This window comes from Streptomyces sp. Q2 (genome assembly GCF_056820935.1).
The window spans coordinates 1-17,882 of the sequence record NZ_JBXEJE010000021.1 but is presented as its reverse complement, the minus strand read 5'-3'; the positions used below and the strand labels follow the sequence as shown (position 1 = coordinate 17,882).

The 17,882-nt window shown below is 68.9% G+C and carries 11 protein-coding genes and 6 pseudogenes; 7 read left to right on the top strand and 10 right to left on the bottom strand.

Annotated features, from left to right (window positions below; genetic code table 11):
* Nucleotides 1-338: 338 nt before the first annotated feature.
* Nucleotides 339-497: pseudogene (locus ACWBNA_RS23710) on the top strand (telomere-protecting terminal protein Tpg); the annotation flags it as partial.
* A gap of 69 nt (nt 498-566) precedes the next feature.
* On the opposite strand, the gene ACWBNA_RS23705 reads toward ACWBNA_RS23710, so the two are convergent.
* Nucleotides 567-1,913 carry a HEAT repeat domain-containing protein gene (locus ACWBNA_RS23705; protein ID WP_482706506.1) on the bottom strand — a complete coding sequence of 449 codons (1,347 nt, stop codon included), beginning with the start codon at nt 1,911-1,913 and terminating at the stop codon, nt 567-569.
* Nucleotides 1,914-2,203: 290 nt separating this feature from the next.
* Here ACWBNA_RS23705 and ACWBNA_RS23700 point away from each other — a divergent pair.
* A pseudogene (locus tag ACWBNA_RS23700) lies at nt 2,204-2,394 on the top strand (IS5/IS1182 family transposase); the annotation flags it as partial.
* Between the two features lie 26 nt (nt 2,395-2,420).
* Here ACWBNA_RS23700 and ACWBNA_RS23695 read toward each other — a convergent pair.
* Together ACWBNA_RS23695 and ACWBNA_RS23690 are read right to left on the bottom strand one after the other, a co-directional pair.
* Nucleotides 2,421-3,053, bottom strand: coding sequence for a class I SAM-dependent methyltransferase (locus ACWBNA_RS23695; protein WP_482706505.1), 633 nt, complete (start codon nt 3,051-3,053; stop codon nt 2,421-2,423).
* A gap of 718 nt (nt 3,054-3,771) precedes the next feature.
* Nucleotides 3,772-4,572, bottom strand: a complete 801-nt coding sequence (locus ACWBNA_RS23690) for a helix-turn-helix transcriptional regulator (RefSeq protein ID WP_482706504.1) — start codon at nt 4,570-4,572, stop codon at nt 3,772-3,774.
* A gap of 189 nt (nt 4,573-4,761) precedes the next feature.
* Between ACWBNA_RS23690 and ACWBNA_RS23685 the strand changes: the two genes are divergently transcribed.
* Entirely contained in the window at nt 4,762-5,499 is a 738-nt protein-coding gene (locus tag ACWBNA_RS23685; RefSeq protein ID WP_482706503.1) for an SDR family oxidoreductase, read from the top strand.
* A gap of 154 nt (nt 5,500-5,653) precedes the next feature.
* On the opposite strand, the pseudogene ACWBNA_RS23680 reads toward ACWBNA_RS23685, so the two are convergent.
* The 3 genes and pseudogenes from ACWBNA_RS23680 to ACWBNA_RS23670 form a co-directional block, all read right to left on the bottom strand.
* Nucleotides 5,654-6,151 (bottom strand): annotated as a pseudogene (locus tag ACWBNA_RS23680) (XdhC family protein); the annotation flags it as partial.
* A gap of 98 nt (nt 6,152-6,249) precedes the next feature.
* A pseudogene (locus ACWBNA_RS23675) lies at nt 6,250-9,054 on the bottom strand (SpoIIE family protein phosphatase); the annotation flags it as partial.
* A 1,023-nt stretch (nt 9,055-10,077) separates the two neighbouring features.
* Nucleotides 10,078-10,653, bottom strand: a complete 576-nt coding sequence (locus ACWBNA_RS23670; protein WP_482706502.1) for a CGNR zinc finger domain-containing protein — start codon at nt 10,651-10,653, stop codon at nt 10,078-10,080.
* A gap of 103 nt (nt 10,654-10,756) precedes the next feature.
* Between ACWBNA_RS23670 and ACWBNA_RS23665 the strand changes: the two genes are divergently transcribed.
* Complete coding sequence (locus ACWBNA_RS23665) at nt 10,757-11,938, top strand: epoxide hydrolase family protein (RefSeq protein WP_482706501.1); 1,182 nt, start codon at nt 10,757-10,759, stop codon at nt 11,936-11,938.
* A 155-nt stretch (nt 11,939-12,093) separates the two neighbouring features.
* On the opposite strand, the pseudogene ACWBNA_RS23660 reads toward ACWBNA_RS23665, so the two are convergent.
* Nucleotides 12,094-12,274 (bottom strand): annotated as a pseudogene (locus ACWBNA_RS23660) (transposase); the annotation flags it as partial.
* A 269-nt stretch (nt 12,275-12,543) separates the two neighbouring features.
* On the opposite strand from ACWBNA_RS23660, the pseudogene ACWBNA_RS23655 reads away from it, so the two are divergent.
* The 3 genes and pseudogenes from ACWBNA_RS23655 to ACWBNA_RS23645 all read left to right on the top strand — a co-directional run.
* Nucleotides 12,544-13,419 (top strand): annotated as a pseudogene (locus ACWBNA_RS23655) (IS5 family transposase); the annotation flags it as partial.
* Between the two features lie 411 nt (nt 13,420-13,830).
* Complete coding sequence (locus ACWBNA_RS23650; RefSeq protein ID WP_482706499.1) at nt 13,831-14,553, top strand: hypothetical protein; 723 nt, start codon at nt 13,831-13,833, stop codon at nt 14,551-14,553.
* 306 nt (nt 14,554-14,859) lie between these two features.
* A complete protein-coding gene (locus ACWBNA_RS23645; RefSeq protein ID WP_482706498.1) occupies nt 14,860-15,033 on the top strand; it encodes a hypothetical protein in 174 nt (57 codons plus the stop codon).
* Nucleotides 15,034-15,128: 95 nt separating this feature from the next.
* On the opposite strand, the gene ACWBNA_RS23640 is transcribed toward ACWBNA_RS23645, so the two are convergent.
* From ACWBNA_RS23640 to ACWBNA_RS23630, 3 genes are all read right to left on the bottom strand, one after another.
* A complete protein-coding gene (locus tag ACWBNA_RS23640) occupies nt 15,129-15,383 on the bottom strand; it encodes a hypothetical protein (protein WP_482706497.1) in 255 nt (84 codons plus the stop codon).
* A gap of 246 nt (nt 15,384-15,629) precedes the next feature.
* Complete coding sequence (locus ACWBNA_RS23635) at nt 15,630-16,109, bottom strand: hypothetical protein (RefSeq protein ID WP_482706496.1); 480 nt, start codon at nt 16,107-16,109, stop codon at nt 15,630-15,632.
* Between the two features lie 266 nt (nt 16,110-16,375).
* Nucleotides 16,376-17,882: glycoside hydrolase family 32 protein (locus ACWBNA_RS23630; RefSeq protein WP_482706495.1), on the bottom strand; the 1,507-nt coding region annotated here is incomplete at its 5' end.

Below are 17,882 nucleotides of genomic sequence, written 5' to 3'. Positions count from 1 at the left end.
AGGACCGCGGCCCGGCGTCACCTCGAGCGGGACGAAGACGAACACCCGGCCTGGCCATGCTCCCGTTTGCGGCGCGATGGAACTCCGCCCGGCGTGCGACGCCCGCCGGCCGCCCGCGCGTTGCGGCAAGCGGGCCGCCACACCCCTCTCCAGACCTGTGTCGCGGTCAGGTGAGGACACACGGACCACTTTCTGCACCATCTCTTGCGTGAGCCTCGCCGATGCCGCCGCATCCGTGCAGGTCATCCGTGCCATACGGGCGTGGTCGGGCCTCTGCCTCCCCGTTGCGGCCGCTTTCGCCCAGCGGGCAATGGGGCGGTCAGCACCACAGACACCGCCCCGATCGGTCGACGGTGACGGCCCGCATCCGGCACCTGAACGTCGCCCTGCCGCCCCGCTACGCCGCCCGCCTCTTCGAGGCCAAGGAGTACCACCGCGCCGGACAACTGAGGGAAGTGCGCTTCACGAACATCGAGCACCTCGACTTCGACCTGTAGGAGACCCTGGAAATCACCGCCTGCTGCAGCATGTGTGACTGGCGGGAGGTGAAGGAGGTGAGTTGGCGGCTATGGGGGAGGCGGCGGGGCCGAATGCTGCGGAACGGCGTCCGCGAGGATCGCGCGGCGCGTGCTGAGAGCGGCGGCCAGGAGGTTTTCGTCCAGTCTCATCTCGGCGTCGGGGGTGGCGTCGTTGACGGGGATGCGGGTACGTCTGTCGATCAGTGTCGTCACGGCCGGCAGCGCGGGGCGCGCGTGGCCGCCCATCCGGGCGAGACCCGCCAGGTAGTACTCACCCACCGCGTAGTCGGCCAGGTGCGGTGTCATGAGGGCGAGCAGCCGGGACAGTGCGGAAGGACCGGCGTGCCGCAGCCACAGCGGGGCGCACTCCGCCTGTGTGCGGCCGGGGCGACGGAAAGTCAGGTTGTACAGCTGTCCCGCCTGCCGGAACGTCAGCGGGCCGGCGTCCAGCAGGGCCTCGAAGATCTCGCAGGCGTGAGCGAGGCGGGTGATGCCCACAGGCTTGGCCGCGAGGATCGCGGCGGCGGATGCGCTGTCGTACGCCGTCGCAGTGGACGGGTTCCGGCGGTCCCTTGGGGACGGTTGGAAGGGGACTTGGACGAGGAGCGCTGCGTGCGTCCGCATCGCCGCCTCGGAGATCGAGGCTGTCGTAAGGGCTGCACCAAGAGCCGGGGTGAGCCTGTGGCCTCGGTGTTGGACGAGTAATGGCAGCAGCCGGATCGGGGCCGCCCGCCAGGCGTGGCACGCTTCACGGGCCAGGTCGGCGCCGATGTCCCGGGTGGCGGGGGCGGCGAGGAGGCGGGCCACGAGGGCGTATGTGTCGTGCTCGCGCATCAGGCCGTACAGGGCCTGGCCCCAGATGTGCCCGATGTCCTCCAGGTGTTGCGCGGCCTCCCGGACGTCGTCGAGGAGTGCGGCGTCCAGGGAACGCCATCGAGTGGGTGGCGCTGCCCGCAGCGTCTCCAGGTTGGCGAGGAAGCGGACCGACGCGAGGTCATCATCCGTCAGGTGGGCGGCGGTCGGGCCAAGCGCCCTGGCCAGGACGGTGCGCACGACAGGATCGGCGAGTTCACCGAGGGCCTCGAGAACCAGGCCGGGCTGCCCGCGGTGGCCGAAGAGGCACGCGGCTCGGCGCCGTACCTCCTCGTCGGGGTCACTGAGCCGGGCCACTGCGGCGTTGACGGCTTCCGGCCAGGGCCGTTCGCAGGCCAGGCTGTGGAGGAGGCCCAAGGCTTCTCGGCGCACGAGGGGGGTGTCGGCGTGGGCGAGCCGAAGCAGCCGGGTGGCGACGGGGCCGGTGCGGTCGGCGCGTACCGCCTCGAAGAGGGCGATACGGGAAGGGTGGGCGGGAGTCGTGGCGGTGCCGTCGGCCACGGCCTCATCCGGCCACGTCATCGGGCGGGGCGGAGGCCGCCCTTCCGTGCTGGAGCTTCGAGCATGCGGCCGATCATCCCATACGACGTAACGGCTCGGGCAGGGCGTTGTAGCGGACTGCAGGAGATACGCACGTTACGGGCCACGGTCGGGCACGAATACTGGACGTCGACGATCACGTACGGCTCGTCTGGACCCGACGCGTCCCGTGCAGGTGACGGAGCTCGGTGACCTTCAGTACCGGGCGAGAAGGAGGTATGCCAGGGCTGTCGCGAGCGCCCCGGCAGCCCATGCGACACGGCAGTAGGCCACGCCGTCTCTCAGGCCGGCGCACGGATAGGAAGGCGCCGATCCAGGCGAGTCAGCGATGACAAGGCGAGCGCCCTCATGCCCGGCAGAATGCCTTATTCGACCTCGACGACGCTGTCTCACCGTCCGCAGGCTGATACGCCGAGCCTGGACCACTCACCGCTGGGAGACACGCCCTCGGGGCAGACCATGAGCCGCCGCCAGCCCGCACTACCCAGCTCATTCCACCCTGCGAGCCAGGAGATAGGCGCGCTCTGTGTCCGCCTCACCCGGGTACGGCCCTCGCATCAGCGTTGCCTCCATGGCAAATCCGGCAACAGCAAGGCCCGTGGCCACTTCTTCGGGGCGCAGAGCGAAGAAGTCGAGCGAGACTGGACGGTCGAACCAGGAGTCCAGGTGCCGAACCTCGTGGCCCGCGTGGAAGGCGGCGAGGAGAAGGCCTCCGGGCTGCAGCACCCGGGCGAACTCCTTGTAGGCCAGCGATCGCTCCTCGGCCTGGAGATGGATCAGCGAGTAGAACGCCACCACACCGGCCAGCTCTCCGTCGCCCAACGGAATGTCGAGCATCGATCCGACCCGCACATCCAGGCCAGGCCTACGTGCCCGGGCCACCTCCACCATGCCCGGTGACACATCCAACCCGAGAACCGGAACCCCGACATCGGCCAGGAAAGACGCCACCTGGGCGGGTCCACACCCCACATCGGCGACAAGGCGCTCTTTCGGGACCTGCTCGGCAAATGCCGCCAGCATGGCTCGGTCCAACGGCTTGGAGACCAAATCCGCAGTGAATCCCTGCGCGTACACGTCCGCGACCGCGTCGTAGGAGTCCCGGAGGGAGGTGCTGTCCACCCAGCCAGTATGCGACACGCCTCCAGACGCTCAGGTCAGTTGGCGGCACAGGGACCCGCAGCAGCTCGTCGCCGTCTGTATCGCAGCCCAGCCGGACGACGTCGGCGTAGAACCCCGGCATGGTCTGCGGAATGCCGTCGAGCCCACGGGCCGTCGGCGAGAGCGGACGTGCCGCCGACACGGCACCCCTTGTGCCGTCCCGTGCGCGAGCGCTGCGGCAGCAGCGGGCGTCAGTGGTGGGCGGAGCGGTTGATTGCGACGAACTACTAACGACCCGTGCTTCCCGCGAACGCGGCCGGGAGCACGGGCCGTTTTCCGTTCGAGCATGTCGACGAGCATCTCACCGAGCGGGTAACCGTCATTCCAGAACATCCGCTTGACGCTGCCGAACGAATGGTCACCCGAAAACACCCCAAGGCGCGTCCCGAGCTCGAAGCCATGTCGGCGCGCATCCCCCAGCGGATGCGCAGGCGGCGGAACCAGTGCAGGAGCGCGAAGGCGGCTTCGACGCCCCGGCGGCGGGTGCCCAGTCCGGTGCCGTGCTCGGTGGCGTACCCGGAGCCCGGCGGCGGCCTGTTCCGACCCGAACGGAGTGTTAGCAGTGACCAGATCCGCCGGGTTCGATGAACCGTCGCCCGGCGCCACGAGACGAGTTGAGGCGCGTGCTGGCCGTCGGCGAGGCGCACGAAGCCATGCCGCATGGGGTAGTTGGCAGAGCTCAGTCGGCCGACTGCCGGTCGTCGGAATAGATCACCAGTGTCTGTTCCGGCTGTTCGGCCAGGTGGAATGCGGTGTAGGCGAAGTCGACGGCCCCACGTCCCGGGCGCCGTAGCCGTTTCCGTCCGCCGTGCCGTGCCTGCACGTCGTACTGCGGCCACCAGGCCCGCACTTCCGGGCTGCCGGCGTTCAGCTCGTCGATCAGCCGGGTGTATCGGGGGTCGCCGGGGTGGCGTCCGGCCAGCGTCCGCAGCCGGGCGAGCAGGCCGCGTGCCTCGATCTCCCAGTCGACCAGAACGTCCCGGGCCGCGGGCTCGAGGAACACCCAGTGGGCGAAGTTCGCCGGCCGGTCCGCTGCCGCGGTGAGGTTCAAGAACAGTTCGTCGGCGGCCAGGTTGAGGCTGAGCACGTCGTAGTTGCCGTCGATGATGTACGCCGGGTGCGGTTGGAGCAGGAGTGGGACGGCCGCGACTTGGGCGGCGAGTGGTTCAGGTTCTTCGGCGTCGGCCGCGGGCGCGTGACCGGCGAGTTGGAAGAGATGACCGCGCTCGTGCCGGTCGAGCCGCAGCACCGAGGCGAGGGCGTTGAGTACCTGGTCCGAGGCGCGAATGTCCCGGCCCTGCTCAAGGTAGGTGTACCAAGTTGAGCTGATCCCGGCGAGGAGGGCGAGTTCCTCGCGGCGCAGGCCGGGGGTCCGGCGCCGGCCCGTGTGCGGCAGTCCCACCGTGTCAGGGGTGATCCGCTCTCTGCGGCTGCGTAGAAAGGCGCCCAGCTCGCGGCGTTGATCCGGTCGTCTCTGCATGGTGGATGTCCTGGTTCCAGAATAAACGCGCTCTGGATACCAGGGTAAAGCCCCCACAGACTGGAGTCGAGGGGGGCGTACTTGTCACTGACGGCCTGTGGACGGTCATCCCGACGCCCAAGGGCCTTGGCGCGCGGACGCGCCGTGCGATCCCCCGGAACCCGTAGCGAAAGGAAAGAGGAAGACACCATGTCGGGAATCGAAGGCAAAGTCGTGGCGATCACGGGAGCCAGCAGCGGCATTGGCGAGGCGACCGCGCTGCTGCTTGCCGAGCGAGGCGCGCGGCTCGTTCTGGGTGCGCGCCGATCAGAGCGCCTCGCGGATCTGGTGGCGCGGATCGAGAAGTCGGGTGGCGCAGCGGTGCAGACCCGCACGGATGTGACCCGACGGGACGACCTGCACGCCCTGGTCGCCTTGGCCGGCGAGCGATTCGGCCGACTCGACGTACTGGTCAGCAACGCCGGGGCCGGTACGATCTCGCCCCTCGACGATCTGCGTGTCGACGAGTGGGACCAGATGGTCGACGTCAACGTCAAGGGTGTGTTGCACGGAATCGGTGCCGCGCTGCCGGTGTTCAGGGCGCAGGGCACGGGTCACTTCATCACCACAGCTTCCACGGCCGCGTTTCGCATCGTGCCGACAATGGCGGTCTACGCCGGCACGAAGTTCGCGGTCCGTGCCATCTGTGAGGGGCTGCGCCAGGAAGCCGGTGATTCTCTGCGGGTGACCACCGTCTCGCCCGGCGTCGTCGGAACCGACTTCGCTGATGCGTCAACGAATACGCAGGTCAGGGCGCAAATCGCGGAGATGCGGGACCGGATCGCGATCCCGCCTGCGGCGATCGCCCAAGCCATCGCGTTCGCCATCGAGCAGCCCGCGAACGTCGACGTGAACGAGATTGTCGTCCGGCCCACCGCCCAGAACTAAGCCCAATCAAGTTCGAGTCGGCCGCCCTGGGCAGCCCCTTGCCCGGGACAAAATGCGCTGGCGTGGCGGGAGGAGTCCGCCGCGGAGATCAGTGGGGTCATCCCGCACCGACGCCGCACACCATCGCTGGCCCACCTCCCGTTTCCACCCCGGATCAGATCTGAGGAACGACCGGATCGGATCCAGTTCGGTGGAGGGGGCCGGTGCCGTGGGACAGAGGCAGGCCGGTGGCCTGGCGGTTGTGGGCGATGATCTCCGCGGTGATGGATATGGCTGTCTCCTCGGGGGTGCGGGCGCCGAGGTCGAGGCCGATGGGGGAGTTGAGGCGGGCGAGTTGCGCCGTCGTGGCGCCGGCCTGGCGTAGTCGTTGGTTGCGGTCCTCGTGGGTGCGGCGGGAGTCCATCGCGCCGATGTAGGCGACGGGGAGGCTCAGGGCCAGGGCGAGCAGGGGGATGTCGAACTTGGCGTCGTGGGTGAGGACGCAGAGGGCGGTGCGGGCGTCGGTCTCGGTGGCGGCGAGGTAGCGGTGGGGCCAGTCGACGACGGCTTCGTCGGCGTGGGGGAAGCGGGCGGCGGTGGCGAAGACAGGGCGGGCGTCGCAGACGGTGACGCGGTAGCCGAGGAAGCTTCCGGCCTGGCTGGCGGGCCTGGCCGCGCCCCTGACGTGAGGCCATCAGCGGTCGGTTGTATGGCACTTCTGTCAGTCTGCGGGTCGCCGGTTCGACACGATGGCTGGGCGGTGGCTGCGAGCAGGGCGGCGTCGTCGTCGACCCGGTCGGGGGTGTTCAGCAGTTCCAGGGCCCGTTCGGTGATCTGCTCGGGGTCGGGGCGGGCGGCGGCGGGCAGCGCGCCGCAGGTCTGGCGCAGGGCCGCCAGGCCGTCGTCCAGGGACAGCGCCCGGTTCTCCACCAGACCGTCGGTGTACATCAGCAGGCTGGTGCCGGGCGGGAACGCCACCTCGCGGTCGACTGGGGTGCTGCCCAGCCCCAGTGGCAGCGCCGGGGGCAGCTCCAGGTAGGCAGTTTCTGCGCCTATCAGCAGGGGCGGCAGGTGCCCGCTGGCGGCGTAGCGCAGGCGGTGATGGTGGGGGTCGTAGACCGCGTAGAGGCAGGTGGCGAAGCGTTCGGTGGCGAGCGACTGCAGGTAGGCGTCCAGCCTGGTCAGCACCTGGGCCGGGCCGGCGCCCTCCAGTGCGAGGCTGTGCAGGGCGGAGCGGAGCTGGCCCATCAGGATGGCGGCTTCCACGTCGTGGCCCATGACGTCGCCGATGGCGAGTCCCACGGCGCCGTCGGGCAGGGCGCGCACGTCGTACCAGTCGCCGCCGACTTCGGCGCCGCGGTTGCTGGCCCGGTAGTGGGTGGCCAGGCGCACGCCGGGTACCTGGGGCAGACGGTGGGGGAGCAGGGCGCGCTGCAGGGACAGGGCGAGGCGGCGCTCGTTGTGGTATCGGGTGGCGTTGTCGTAGGCCAGGGACAGACGGTGGGCGAGGTTCTCCAGATACTTGTGTTCGACTGCGGAGTACCCGCCGGTGTGCCGCACCAGTACCAGGGCCCCCAGCGTCTGCTCGTGGGCGTGCAACGGCAGGGCCAGCACGGCGGCGGGCGCCGGGTGCGGGCCGGCTGGGGCCGGGGCGGTGCCATTGATCGCGTGGATGGCGGCGCTGGCCAGAGCCTCGCGGGCAAGAAGGGGGGTGCCTGCGATGTGTGCCGGGGGTGATAGAGCCGGGGCGAGCGGCGCGGCGGTGAGGTGGATGCAGATCTGGTCGGCGAAGTCGGGCAGCAGGATCTGGTCGGCGATCTGCAGGATCTGGTCCGGGTCGAGAGTGGCGGACAGTCGCAGGCCGGCGTCGGCCAGAGAGGCCAGGACGGCCAGCTGGTTGCGGGTCTCGGTCAGGACCTGTTCGCGCAATCGGGACAGTTCCAACCCTGTGCGGACGCGCGCCAGCAGCTGGCGCGCGGAGAAGGGTTTGGCCAGGTAGTCGTCGGCGCCCGCGTGCCGGCCCTGCACCGATTCCTCCTCGCCGGCGCGGGCGGTGAGCAAGACGATGGGCAGGCGGGCGGTGCGCGGGTCGGCGCGCAGCGCCCGGACCAGCTCGAAGCCGTCCATGCGGGGCATCATCACGTCGCTGAGCACCAGTTCCACCGGCTGCGTCAGGGCCGTCTCCAGGGCGGCCCTGCCGTCGGGGGCGAGCAGCACGTCGTAGTCGGGCTGCAGGAGCTGGGTGAGGTAGGCGCGCATGTCGGCGTTGTCGTCGACGACCAGCAGGCGGGCCCGGTGGGGGCGGTCGGTTTCGTGCGGGCCGGGGACGTGGGGGGCATCGTGGTTCGCGGGGGCGGGCGGGGTGCGTGCCGCGGGGGTGGCCGCGACGGGGACGGGGTCGGCCGTCAGCCAGCCCAGCGCCTCGTCCACATAGGCTGCGGCGCGGCCGGGCCCGCGGCCTCCGCCTTTGCTGGGGGTTTTCCCGCGGGATCCGGCGACAGCCGCGGGCGGGGCCGGGCGGGGCCGGTGGGCGACGGCAAAGGGGAGGTCCACGGTGACGGTGGTGCCCAGGCCGAGCCGGCTGTCCACGCCGACGGTGCCGCCGTGCGCTTCCACCAGGTCCTTCACCAGCACCAGGCCGAGACCGGTGCCCTCGTGGGAGCGGGAGCGGGCGCCGCGGACCCGGTGGAAGCGCTCGAACAGGCGCGGCAGCTCGTCCGTGGGGATGCCGGTGCCGGTGTCGGTCACCGTCAGCCGGGCCCGGTCGCCGGCCGCGGCGATCTGCACCCGAGCGCCGCCGGTGAAGGTGAACTTCAGGGCGTTGCTGAGCAGGTTGAGGATGATCTTCTCCCACATCTCCCGGTCCAGGGACACCGGCTTGGGCAGCGGCGGGCAGTCCACCTCCAGCGTCAGGTCGGCCGCCTCGAAGGCGGAGCGGAACACCCCGGCCAGCTCGGCCGTGGCACCGGGGAGGTCGACCGGCTCAAGGGCCGGGCGCATCTGCCCTGCCTCGGCCCTGGCGACGTCCAGGAGGGTGTTGACCTGCTTCAGCAGGCGCAGGGCGCCGCGCTCGGCCAACTCCAGTTGCTCGCGCCGCTCGGGGCGGTCCTCGTCGGCCAGAGCCTGCTGGAGCGGGCCCAGGAGCAGGGTGAGCGGGGTGCGGAACTCGTGGCTGACGTTGGCGAAGAAGGCGGTCTTTGCCCGGTCCAGCTCGGCCAGCGCCTCCGCCCGTCGACGCTGCTCTTCGTGCGCGAGCGCCGCCGACAGCGCTCCGGCCACGGCGGAGGCGAGCACCTCCAGGAAGTCGTGGTAGGCCCCGGCCGGGGGGAAGCAGGGGTTGACGCCCACCACCAGGACGCCCTCCACCTGGCCCGAGCAGTGCAGCGGCAGGGCCAGCGCCTGCTCGACCGGGAGCCGGGAGGCCGCGGCGTGCTGCCCGGCCGTGCCGCCGCCGGTGAACGCGGCGGCCGGCAGCGTGGCCGGGGCCCCGTCGGCGACCACCTGCGCCAGCCGGGCCGCCACCTCCGGCCCGTCGGCCGCACTCAGCGAGACGGTCTCGGCCGCCGGCCGCTGCATCCCCGGCTCGGAAGCCAGGTACACGCCCAAAAACGGGATCTCCTCCGGATAGGAGCCCGCCACCTCGGCGACCACGCGGGCGACCTCGCCCGGGGCGGTCAGCCCGGCGGTGCGCGCGCCGGTCTCGCTCAGCAGACGCAGCCGGCGCTCGCCCAGTACCCGGCCGGTGGTCTCGGTGAGGATCTGCAGCACGCCGCCGGCGGTGCCGTCGTCCAGCAGCACGGGCTGGAAGGCGGAGTCGAAGTAGCACTGCTCCAAAAAGCCGTGGCGCTCCATGATGAGCAGTTCCTCCGGGACCAGCAGGGACTTGCGGCTGCCGGTCACATAGTGGAAGTGGGAGCTCACCGGGTGGGCCCAGACCTCGGGAAACACCTCGCTATAGGGCCTTCCGAGCGCCCAGGGGTGTTTGGCGCCGACAATGGGTGTGGAGCCCAGGTTGTACAGCGTGGCGAATTCAGCTCCCCAGTACAGAGCCATCCCATGCTCGGAGGTGAGCATGAGGCGCAGGGTGTCCACCAGGGGCCCCGGCCAGGAGATGGGGGGCCCGAGCGGCGTCGCCGCCCAGTCGATCCCTGCCAGAAGCTCGCCGAACGCACCCCCCTCGGCGAACACCCGGGCCGCCGCGGTGCGCGGGTCATCGGGCCGGGTCATCGAGAAATCTTCCTCCTGGCGCCTGCGCGATCCGCCCACACCCTCCCGGGACTGCCGGCGGTCGCTTGCTGCGAGACCTCCCGGGCAGATCGGACGCCGGATCCGACGGTTCTGGCTACACTTCTGCCCGAATTGTTAAGTTTAAACAATTAAATGGCTATTTGTCAGCAGTGTACGCCTGCAGCGCCACGCGTCGACGGCGGTGATCGTCGACCCGCAGTCCCTGCGCGCGGCCGACACCGTCGGCGTCAACGGACGAGCCACGGACAAGGCCGGGACGGAGGGAATGGCTCTCAGTGGTGCCGTCGGGGTGCACCCAACGCGAAGATGCGTCGCAGGCGTGGGACGTACTTGGATGTGTCGAGGTAACGATCAGCCCGCTGATGTGTGGCTTTTGCGCTGCTTTGCATGGAAGCGCGCTTTCTTCTGACGATTCCCGCAGGTGTTCATGTCGCACCATTTGCGGGTGCGACTTTGGCTGGTGTCGAAAAAGGCGGCTTGGCAGGTTGGCGATGCGCACAAGGCCAATTTTCCGTCTCGTTCGCCTGCGATGATGCTGATCGCGTCGGCGGCGATCACGCTGAGGGCGTCTTCCACGCAGGAAGCCGAGCTGAGCCGCCAGCGCCGCTCACCCTCGGGGGTCAGGATTGCGGCGGCCCGACCCTGGGTGCTGCAGTCGTTGATGACTTGGACTGCGGAAACCGGGAGAGCGTCCTGGATCGCGGCCGCTGTCGCGGCGGCGTGAATCGACTCCCGCAGTTCCCGGGCGAGTTCGAGCTGGGCGGTGGTGCAGGAGTCCACGGCGAGGCCGCTCACTGCGAGCCAGTCGACAAGTCGGCGCGGCGTGGGAATGCGCTCCACGGCGTCGCCATGACGCTCCGACAGAGTCCCGGTGAAGCTGGTCGCCAGCACCGTGCCGAGGCGAAAGTCAGGGAACTCGGCGCGCATGGAACCACCTTAGCAGGTTGCGCGCGGGCAGAGAGGCTTGCTAGAACCGTCTAAGCCGGTTCGCGACAGGCCGTAGCCGGTTCCGCGATGGCCAGGAGGTCCCATGTCCCGTCCAACCAGCGACGTGCAAGCATTTGAAGCCCACGCAACTGGCGCTGACCTCGACGATCTGCGCGCGCGACTGGCCGCCGCGCGACTGCCGGAGGCTGAGACGGTCTATCGCGCCGCGCCCGACCCTCACCGATGGGACCAGGGCGTTCCTCTGGCCGACCTCGTCGATGTCGTGAACTACTGGCACACCGGGTACAACTGGCGGTCGTTCGAAGCACGCCTCAACCGGATCGGCCAGTTCCGCACGACCATTGACGATCTGGGAATCCACTTCCTGCACCGCCGATCCGCGCGCGCGGATGCCACTCCTCTGATCCTGACGCACGGTTGGCCAGGCAGCATTGCCGAGTTCATTGATGTAGTGGACGAGCTGGCAGATCCGAAAGATGCAGACGCGCCGGCGTTCCACGTCGTGGTCCCGTCGCTACCGGGCTTTGGTTACAGCGACAAGCCGGTCACCACAGGGTGGGGAACCGAAAAGATCGCGGCCGCATGGGTGGAACTGATGGGAAGGCTCGGCTACGGCAAGTTCGTAGCCCAAGGCGGCGACTGGGGAGGAAATATCACCACGGTTCTCGGCGGCAGGTTCCCGGCGCACGTTCTCGGCATCCACACAACGTTCGCGGAGGCACCACCCGGGTTGACAACGGAGGGGCTGACGGCGGTCGAGCGCACATGGACCGAGGAAACCCGCGATTTCTGGCGCCACCGCGCGGCGTACGCGAAGCAGCAGGCGACCCGACCGCAGACCATCGGCTACTCGCTCGTCGACTCACCGGTCGGGCTTCTTGCCTGGATCCTTGACAAGTTCGCCGAGTGGACAGACACCGAAGACAGCCCGTTCGAGACGATTTCCAGGGACAGGATTCTTGACAACGTCATCCTGTATTGGCTGACGCGGACCGGCGCATCGGCGGCCCGCATCTACTACGAAAGCCACAACTCACTGGACCCCGAACTTCGGGTCGACGTCCCGTCAGCAATCACGATGTATCCCCGTGACATCGAGAGGTGTCCGCGCCCCTGGGCGCAGGAGCGGTACCGGCAAATCGTCCGATGGAGGTCCCCCGAAATCGGGGGACACTTCCCGTCGCTGGAGGTACCCGAGTATTTCGTCAAAGATCTCCAAGAGGGCCTCGCGGCAGTGCTGGCCGCTAACCTCGATCTTGCATGAGGGTCCGTCAGCTTCCTGGCGGACCCTTTCAGCTTGTTCGGGGCGGAGATTGCTGCGGGTGGGCAGATTGGCTACCGGGCTGTCGCGTCGGGTGGGCGCCGGTTCCACGGTTCCGGGTGTGGTGAGTGCTCGTCGGAACAGGTCGTTGTCGCTGGTCAGCCGAGGTTCGGCAGGGGTCGCAGTCGTTCGAACGCGTTGGTGATCACATCGGTCCAGGGCCAGTGGCAAGCCTAGGCGGAGGGTGCGGCGTCGGCCGGTCGTCACGAGCTGAGCGGCGACGGAGAACAGCCGTAGCCGCAGACGTTTGGGCTCCGAGCGCCGGGCCTGGCCGGTCAGGCAGCACCCCGCCGGCCTGCGAGACCACACCGCGGCCATCGCCCGCGACGCGGACACGCGAGTACGACCCGATACGCATACTCACCTGGGAAGTGCCTCCGACAGGCGCGGGAATAAGGGCCTGGATAATCCTCATTCTCACTGGTCAGAGTCGCTTTCTGCATACTTGATCACCCATCGCGACCGGCGCTTGAAAATCGCGAAGCTGCTAGCTAGGGCCTGTCCGGCGGATCATGTGACTGCCTCACCCTTGGATCATTGTTCTGGGCATGGGGCGGGGCGATCTGACCAATGACGAGTGGGCGCGACTTGCCCCTCATTTACCCAAGGCTGGCCGTCGGGGCGGCCGCTGGACGGACCACCGGAACGTAATCAACGGGATACTGTTCCGTGCCCGCACTGGCGTCCCCTGGCGAGATCTTCCAGCGCGCTTCGGATGCTGGAAGACGGTCTATGAGCGCCACCGCCGCTGGTCGGCCGACGGCACCGGGGACCTGATCCTGCAGGCCGTCCATGCCGAGGCCGATGTCGATGGGCGAATCGACTGGAGCGTGGTCAGAGTGGACTCGACCTCGTGCCGAGCCCACCCACACGCGGCAGGGGCGCCGCGCAAAGCGCCACGAATCCCGAAGAGGCGATCATCTCCTCGCCAGCACCGGCCCGACGAAGGACTTGGCCGTTCCCGAGGCGGCCTCACCTGCAAGATCCACCTTGCCGGGGAAGGCGACAGTCGACCGCTGGCCTTCCTGATCACTCCCGGCCAGTGGGGAGACAGTCCCCAGTTGATACCCGTCCTGGAACGCATCCGGGTCAAGCGCCCTGGTGGCGGTCACCCCCGGACGCGTCCGGCCCATGTTGGTGGCGACAAGGCGTACAGCTCTCGCCAAAATCGCCGCTACCTGCGCAGACGGCAGATCAAGCACACCGTCCCTGAACCTATGGACCAGCGTGCCAACCGCCGGCGCCGTGGCAGCAACGGCGGCCGTCCCACCGGGTTCGACAAGCAGTTGTACAAGCGCCGCAATGAAGTTGAGCGCACGATCAACCGGCTTAAAAACTCCCGGGCCGTAGCCACGCGCTACGACAAACGCGCCTACGTGTTCCACGGCACCGTGACCGTGGTTTCGATCCGCCTGTGGCTACGGCCGGCGTTCAGCGGTGGCGTACGGCCGGCACCCGTGGCCGCTACGATGCGCGCCGGGGTCGCGGTTCCGTGCGGCACGGACGCGGGCGGCACGCCGGTCATCGTGGACGGCAGCAAGCGGTGACGGGTCTTTGAACGTGGTGATCGTGGGTACGGCCTTCCTCCGGGTCCGCTCGTTCGGGCCCGGGGGAGTTCGGCCTTGCGGGACCTCGGGCGGCGGAGAATAGTGGGTGCTGTATAGCCTGGGCGTCGTTGAGCTGCGCATTTCCGGCGGCCTGGTCTCGGTGGTCGTCGTCCGAAGATGTCATAGCCGTGAGGGCGGGAAAGCACCGCTCTTTTCTTGGCGCATTCCGGCGCTGGGGACGCCCGGCCGAGGAGGTGCGCCATGCGCAGATCAGCAGTCTCGGTCGCCATGGCGGCGGCCCTGTCGGTACCGGCGTTCGCCGTTGCGCCCGCGGATGCGGCGGTACCCGTTGACAAGACGACCGGTCAGTGCGACGTGCCTGGTAAGGTGCGCCGGCCGTGGGTGAACTGTGGGCACCTCACGATCGGGCCGGCCGAGGTTCTGTCGGTGAGGGTCTTGCCGTTCTGGAAGGTCACGAAGGCCGACTTCGAGGTCTGGACCACCGGCGGGGAAAAGCTCGCCGCTGTCGGTGCCGTCGATGCCCGGACGCGCAAGCCGCGGGAAGTCTGGACCAATCCCTCGACATCCCTCGTGACCGTGAAGATAAAAGCCCGCGCCGAGAAGAAGGGCTTTCTCCAGGCCGAGTACCGGACACGTACCGGAGCCACCTCGACGGTTCCCTTCCGGTGTGCTGTCGACGTCGATTCCAAGGAATGCGGCTCGGTGAAGGTGCCCGACAAGGAAACCGTGTGGGTGAAGCTGGACAAGGGCAGCCCGGTCGACACCGCCGACTTCGACGCGAACCAGAACCCCCAGGGCTTCGGCGTGCTCGGCACTGCCCTCACCCTCAAGGCCGGCGGCGTCGCGAAGCCGGTGTGGACGAACGACACCGGCAAGGCGACGCAGGTGTACATGAGGGCCAGCTCGATCGTCCCGCTGGCGGCGAACGAGTCGCCGACGGTGCTGGGCGTCTACTTCACCAGGCCCGGGGAGCCAGAGGAGACACCCTGACGGCTCGCGTCGGATGTGTTCAGCCTCGCCAGGAGCGTCGTCACGGACAAGGACGCCGTGGCCATCAGCGTCATCGCCATGGGGGCGGACGTGAGTTGGGCGTGGCGCATCGACTTCACGTACGCCGACACGAACAACAAGACCTACCGGACGTCGCGCGGGCGCACGCACAGTGAGTGCAAGATCGATCCGATGCGGAACACTCTCCCCAGACGCTCCCTCGTTAGGGCAGGACATGCGCCCACCTGTACGTGAACGGGACGCGGCGCGTGAGTCAGTGCCACCACGTCACGAAGTGAGCCGCGCATGATGGAACAGCAGAACACCACTCCGGCAGGCGCCGCACGGCTACGGCGGATCGGGATCGTCGCGTTTCTCCTGGGGCTTCTCGGCTCGCTCGCGTTCTTCGCCTTCGCCCCAGGGCTGCCGCACGTCATCGACTGGGAGCCGTTCTCGTCTCCCTGGGCGTTGGCGCCCTGAGCCGGTGGGGTTGTCTGGTCCGGGTGAGAAGGAAGGGGTGACGGTGAGGGCGGGGACTCGCCTCTGTCCGCCGGTTCGACAGGGGCGGTGCGCTGTCAGCCCGTCGACTTCAGTTCGTACTCGCAGCCCTTCGCGTTCTCCTTGTTCTCGTTGTGGGCCACCTGCTTGCCGTCGACCGTGATCGTGCAGGCCGGGAAGACGAAGCGGGCGCCCGCCTCCTGGACTGCCTGGGGGACGACCGAGAGGAGCGTGCCGACCTTCAGTTCGGCGCCTTCCAGGGTGACCGTCGTCTGCTTCTTCCAGGGCAGGTCCACCTGGTCCATGCCGTTGTCGCCGGCCGACCACAGCACCTGGCCCTTGCCGGAGCCGCTGACCTCCAGGGTGACCTGGTGGGTCTCGCTCTGCGACTCATGTGTCCTTGTCGCCGACGGGGACTTCCCAGTCGGCTTCCTGTGGCCGTCCGACTTCTTGCCGCCACCGCAGCCCGTGAGTACGACCGCCGCTGTCAGGAGGGCTGTTGCCGTGGTGATCGTCTTTGATCGGCTGCATCCACGGGAACGACCACGGAGTCGTCCCCGTGGACCTGGCTGGCGTGCTCAGCAACGCGACCAGGCTTCCCGGGGCAAGAAGTGGGGGAGGTCGTCCAGGGCCTCACGGGGGACGAACACCGGCCGTGTCAGGAGGTGATCACCTGCGCGTTGCACATCCAGAACGCCACCCAGTGAGTCCGACCCAGGGACTCCAGCATCCATGTAAGAAAGCTCCGGATAGGGCTCGCGGGCTTCGGCACGGTCGAGCATCCACTGCTCCAGAACGGAGAGGACCCGGCCGACCAAGGCCACACCCTCCACGAAGACCTGGGGCCCTCCAAGCGCATCGACCACAACGCCGGCCAGCCGTTCCTCCCGGTAGTAGAGCTTCAGACCGAACTCCCGGTACTCGCCCTCCTCAACGACGTCGACGGTCTCGTTTGCACGACGGCTAAGCCTGTGTCGCTGAGCTTCCCTTGTGACACCGCTCAGTGCCTCCGACGTCTCACTGGGCCTCATACCAAACGCCAGCGGCCCCACGCTCACGAACGGATCCAAAGTCCATTGCTGCCGTTCCTCATCCGCCAGCACATGCCATCACTTGAACATGACCACGGAGGCTACGGCAGCACCGATGGAACCACCGCCACCGGCTGCAAGAGCCGGACACGCCCTAGTGGGGCAGGGGGCCCCGCCCAATGGAGGTAGCTGTCACGCCGCTTCCTTGGCGCCTGCCTCGCCGGGAGCCGAGCGGCTGAGAGCCGCCCGCCGGAAGTCGCGCTCGGTGGCCTGGCGCGCTGACCTGCGGCTCGTCACCTCCAGATGGACCTCAGCTGCCACGCCTGCATGTGGTTGAGGGTGGCGGTGCCGCCTTCGGCGAAGACCTCGACGCCGGCGCTGGAGGGGTCGGGGAAGATCTGGTCGGTGATCACCGCTTCGCCGTTGCCGCCGAAGACCTCGACGGACGACCAGTCAACGAGGATACGCAGCTTGACCTTGCCGTTTTTGGCCTGCAGCGGGGCTCGCTGGACGCCGGGGAAGGTGCTGTTGAAGTCCACGGCGCCGGAGCGGGTGCGGTCGACGTACAGCTCCCGTGTCGTGGTGTCGTAGCCGATGACGGTCTCCTCGCCGCCCGCGCCGGTGCGCACCTTGAGGCCGAAGCGTTCGGCGTCCTTGAGGGAGAAGGTCGCCTCGATGTCGAGTGCCTTGCCCTTGGCCGCGCGGCTGATCAGCGGCTTGGAGGTGCTCTTGACGGTGACGTCTGACGCCGTCGCCGGGTGGTGCTGCCGGAGGGACTCCAGGCTGCCGACCGGCTTGCTGGTCAGCCGGGTCTGGCCGTTGATCGTGCGCAGGGCCATCTCCCGGGGAACGCTCTGCGCGCTGCGCCACGGGGAGGTGGGGACGGCGCCGCCGTAGTCCCAGTTGTTCATCCAGCCGATCATGTACCGCTTGCCGCCCGGGGCGTTCTCCCAGGACACGGCCGCGTAGTAGTCCTTGCCGTAGTCGGCCCAGTCGGCGCGCTGCACGACGGACTTGGCCGGGGTGGCAGCCGTGGTGAACCGGTCGGCCAGGATGTGGCCCCAGCCGGCGGTGTTCATGTCGACGACCTGGATCTGCGCCTTCTTGCCGGCGTAGGGGCGCATGTCGAAGGAGGCCCAGTCCAGGGTCTCGCTGTTGGAGCCGGTGGCGCTGCGGACGACCTGGCCGTCCACGAGGAGCTCGATGGCGGTGGGGGTGTCGGAGTCGGCCGGGTGGTTGCCGCCGCCGATGAGGAAGTTGATGTGCTTCTTGTCGATGGTGAACTCGGGCGATGTGAGTGTGCCGGTGGTCGAGTCGCCGTTCAGGAAGGTGTTGACCAGCCCGTCTCCCAGGAATCCGGAGACCTGCCCCTGGTTGGGGAGGGTGCCGGGGGCCGGCGCGGTGCCGAAGGCGTCTCCGGTCGTCGTCCAGTCGCCGTAGCTGCCGCCTTCGAAGTCGGCGAGGACCGTGCCCGCGGGCGGCGGTCCCTGTTCCATGACGGTTCCGGACTCGTGCGGATGCCGCCCGCCACCGACCTTGAAGTTCAGGTAGGGGCTGTCGACGGTGAAGTCGGGGGAGGTGAGTGTGCCGGTGGTGGCGTCACCCGAGTGGAAGCTGTTGGCGAGGCCCTTGCCGTCGAAGCCGGTGACCGTCCCCTGCCAGTCCACCGCACCGGTTGCCGGTCCCTGACCGAACGCGGTGCCGGTGGCCGCCCAGGAACGGAAGTCGGTGCCCTCGAAGTCCTGGACCACCGTGCCGGCGGGCGGGGTGTAGGTGCCCTTGTCGTCGGCGGTGAACTTC

Excerpts from the sequence above, each read along its gene's own strand:
- ACWBNA_RS23705 (WP_482706506.1), bottom strand. The coding sequence starts at position 1,913 with ATGACGTGGCCGGATGAGGCCGTGGCCGACGGCACCGCCACGACTCCC.
- ACWBNA_RS23690 (WP_482706504.1), bottom strand. The coding sequence starts at position 4,572 with ATGCAGAGACGACCGGATCAACGCCGCGAGCTGGGCGCCTTTCTACGC.
- ACWBNA_RS23685 (WP_482706503.1), top strand. The coding sequence starts at position 4,762 with ATGTCGGGAATCGAAGGCAAAGTCGTGGCGATCACGGGAGCCAGCAGC.
- ACWBNA_RS23670 (WP_482706502.1), bottom strand. The coding sequence starts at position 10,653 with ATGCGCGCCGAGTTCCCTGACTTTCGCCTCGGCACGGTGCTGGCGACC.
- ACWBNA_RS23665 (WP_482706501.1), top strand. The coding sequence starts at position 10,757 with ATGTCCCGTCCAACCAGCGACGTGCAAGCATTTGAAGCCCACGCAACT.
- ACWBNA_RS23650 (WP_482706499.1), top strand. The coding sequence starts at position 13,831 with ATGGCGGCGGCCCTGTCGGTACCGGCGTTCGCCGTTGCGCCCGCGGAT.
- ACWBNA_RS23645 (WP_482706498.1), top strand. The coding sequence starts at position 14,860 with ATGATGGAACAGCAGAACACCACTCCGGCAGGCGCCGCACGGCTACGG.